4 protein-coding genes are annotated in these 3,419 nt (G+C 57.2%); 2 read left to right on the top strand and 2 right to left on the bottom strand.

Going from position 1 to position 3,419, the window contains the following annotated elements; all coding sequences use genetic code 11:
* A partial coding sequence (locus tag K5905_RS30180) for a peptidase U32 family protein (RefSeq protein WP_297591393.1) occupies positions 1–978 on the bottom strand: 978 nt, incomplete at its 3' end.
* 20 nt (positions 979–998) lie between these two features.
* On the bottom strand, positions 999–1,559 hold the full coding sequence (locus K5905_RS30175; RefSeq protein WP_297591391.1) for an SCP2 sterol-binding domain-containing protein: 561 nt from the start codon (positions 1,557–1,559) through the stop codon (positions 999–1,001).
* Positions 1,560–1,709: 150 nt separating this feature from the next.
* On the opposite strand from K5905_RS30175, the gene K5905_RS30170 reads away from it, so the two are divergent.
* Complete coding sequence (locus K5905_RS30170) at positions 1,710–3,221, top strand: UbiD family decarboxylase (protein WP_297591389.1); 1,512 nt, start codon at positions 1,710–1,712, stop codon at positions 3,219–3,221.
* Positions 3,218–3,419: flavoprotein (locus K5905_RS30165; protein WP_297591388.1), on the top strand; the 202-nt coding region annotated here is incomplete at its 3' end. The genes K5905_RS30170 and K5905_RS30165, both read left to right, overlap by 4 nt.

The following is a 3,419-nucleotide window of genomic DNA, read 5'->3' as shown; positions in this document are numbered from 1 at the left end:
GGTTTTCTTATAGGAGCCGGCGGTCTGCTGTCCGCCTTCGGAAAAGGTCTTAAGTGCCGCGATCGCAGGGCCGGCATCCGCTCCACTGCTCAGACCATCGACAGCCTGCCTGAAAGCTTTCACAACGCCGGCGATGTAGGCCTTTCCGCGTTGACGCCCCTCAATCTTGAGTGCGGTCACTCCGGCTTTTGCCAAGTCATCCAGCAACTCAAACGCATTGAGACTCACCGGGTCTTCGAACAGATAACCGCTCTTGCCCATTGCTGAGAATTGACCTTTGCACAATGTCGGATACCCGGCCGCCTGCCCGGCTTCAAAACTGTCGATGGTGAACCCGCCCAGACGAGCCTGAAGCCTGCCTGTCTCATCCTCATGGTAATCAACATGGTCGGGAGGTGAACAGACGCCAGTCAGGTTCGGGGACTTGCCCGTGGCGTAAGAGGACAGCGAACAACGCCCCTCCGTCATCACACACAGACCGCCAAACACAAACACCTCGGTTTCGACGTCGATTTCCCTGTTGAGCGCCGCAATCTCCGGAACAGAAAACACTCTGGGAAGAACCACGCGCTTGACGCCGAAGGTTTCGGCATAGAACCGGATGGCTTCTGGCGAATTGGCGGCCGCCTGAACCGACAGATGCAGACGCACGTCCGGGTGTTTTGAAGCGGCATGATCAAGGACGGCAATGTCAGCTGCAATCACCGCATCCGCCCCGCATCGGGCAGCATCGTCTACTGCTTGTTGCCAGATCTCGACATCTCCTGCACGTGCGAAGGTGTTGATGGCAACCAGAACCTTGGCACCGCGCTGATGGGCATACGCGACGCCATCGGACAATTCGTCCGGCGAAAAGTTCAAACCCGGAAAATTTCGCGCGTTGGTCTCATTGGCAAAGCCGCAATATATCGCATCCGCGCCGGCGTCTGCCGCTGCACGCAAAGCTGCGGGTGTTCCGGCCGGACAGACCAGTTCCATTCTGTTCTGCGTTGTCACGGTCATCTGTGCCCTGTCTCCAGGGGAGCCACCTGTCCAGACGTTCTGGCCGCCAATTGCCGGGCTTTGTCCAGAATTCGTTCGCTGACATCATTGACCCAGGATGCGGACCGGCCGGTCAACCCGAAAAACTCTCCGGGATTCAACTCCGCTTCTTCAAGGGTGTTTCGAAGAGCCAGCACATATTCCGTCTTGCCTTCGATCCGTAGATCGCGGGTGAAAAACAACGCATCCCCATCGTAAGTCCCGTCAAGCAACCCCAGTAAAACCAGAAACGGCGCTCGCACCACTGCTTCCGCGTCTTCAATCCTGTCTTTGTCACAGATCGTCACGCTTGATTTGTCCGCATCGAGCGACAGCAGGAACGCATGCGGCATATCATCGGGCACAACGGCAATAGGAACCTTGACCACGTCTCCCAGTCTGCGCAGCAGATCCGGGCGCCGGGCAACCAGCTGCTTCGTCAGTCTCGATAACAGGAGCTCCATCGGCGTTCTGGGAAGAGGTGCGATGAACGCTGCTATAACGGGTGGGAGACTAAGAGCAGAAGACGGTTTGGGCATGAGGGACTCACTTTCGCGGCCCGAAGATAATTCAGGACCGCCCCTGCAAGACTTGACAATTATCAAGGTAGGTTCTGAAAGTTTCGCAGATACCAGCGCTTTGCACGGGCAGACTTCTGCCCTCCCCTGACCTGCCCGACTGGAATGCCCATGAGCGGCCGCGACCTTCCTCCTTTTCGCAAATTGAGCGAATTCCTTTCCTTTCTGGAAAGCGAAGGCGACTTTCAGCGCTTCGAGGCACCGGTTGACATTCATCTGGAAGCAACGGCTCTGCATCGCAAAGTGATTGCGAAAGGTGGCCCGGCGCTTCAATTGACCGCACCCAGAAAAGGATCCAAATCGGATTTTCTGGCACCATTGCTCGTAAACCTGTTCGGCACCCGCAAACGGATTGCCAATGGCCTGGGGATCAGACCGGACAAACTTCCTGAACTTGGAGAATTTCTTGCGTCCCTGCGCAGCCCCCAGCCACCAAAGTCGTTGCGCGAAGCCTACAAGCTCTTTCCGATGGCAAAGGCGGGCCTGAACACACGCCCCAAACGGATCGGATCCAACAAAGCGCTGGAACCAACTGACCCCGATCTGTGCCAACTCCCTGTTCAAACATGTTGGCCCGATGACGCCGGACCGCTGATCACCTGGGGCATCGTGATAACACGACCTCCGGGAGCCGATGATCCACGAACCTACAATCTTGGCATCTATCGAATGCAGGTTCTCGGTCCCAAGACGGCCATCATTCGATGGTTGCCGTTTCGAGGCGGAGCGCAACATTACCGGAAGTGGCAACAAAAGGGCGACACTATGCCGGTTGCCATCGTCATTGGCTGCGACCCGGCGACCTTGTTGTCTGCCGTTATCCCGGCACCAGGCGATGTCAGCGAACTTGCGCTTGCCGGCATATTTAACGATACGCCTTCGCGTCTTGCCCCTTGCCGCACGATCGAAATGCATGTTCCGGAAAGCGCGGAGATCGTTCTGGAGGGCGAGATCAAACCGGGGGAAGTCGCGCTTGAAGGTCCGTTTGGAGATCATACCGGCTACTATAACGACGCAGCTTCCTATCCTGTGTTTCACCTGAATTCGATGAGCCTGCGCAAGGATCCCGTCTATCTGTCGACCTTCACCGGCAGAGCGCCGGACGAGCCTTCCGTCATCGGCGATGCCATGACCGATATCTTCCGCCCGATCCTGCGTCAGGCAATCCCGGAAATTGTCGATGTCTTTTTGCCTCCTGCCACCTGTTCCTATCGATTTGCGGTTCTCAAGATCGACAAGTCCTATCCGGGTCAGGCTCGGCGTGCGATGATGGGTTTCTGGTCCCTGCTGCCGCAGTTTTCGATGACCAAGTACGTCATTGCCGTGGACGGGGATATCGACATCCGTTGCTGGGACGACGTGATGTGGGCTATCGCCACCCGGTCCGACCCGGAACGCGATCTGCTCGTTCTGGATCGGACACCGGTTGACCAGCTGGACTTCGCCAGTCCGGTTGAGGGTCTTGGAGGAAAGCTCGGTATCGACGCGACCATCAAGATCGGCGCCGAGACAACACGCTCCTTTGCCGAGAAACTTACAATGCCGGCCGAGGTTGAGGCACGGGCCGATGCGCTCTTTGCAGGACTTCAGGCAACAAGTCCGGCAGGAAGGCACATACAATGAGCCGAGGCAAACGCGTAATTGTCGGCATTTCGGGGGCTTCGGGAGCGCAACTCGCTCTGGAAACTCTCAATTTGCTGGCCGAGCTTGATATCGAGAGCCACGTCACCGTAACAGCTGGTGCCGAGCAGACAATCCGCCATGAACTCGGTCAATCAGGTCGAGAAAGCATCCGGTCGATGGCGACATGTGATCTGCCAC

The organism is Roseibium sp. (assembly GCF_025698965.1).
Taxonomy (GTDB): domain Bacteria; phylum Pseudomonadota; class Alphaproteobacteria; order Rhizobiales; family Stappiaceae; genus Roseibium.
This window is presented reverse-complemented; position numbering and strand designations above follow the sequence as displayed.

Excerpts from the sequence above, each read along its gene's own strand:
- K5905_RS30175 (WP_297591391.1), bottom strand. The coding sequence starts at position 1,559 with ATGCCCAAACCGTCTTCTGCTCTTAGTCTCCCACCCGTTATAGCAGCG.
- K5905_RS30170 (WP_297591389.1), top strand. The coding sequence starts at position 1,710 with ATGAGCGGCCGCGACCTTCCTCCTTTTCGCAAATTGAGCGAATTCCTT.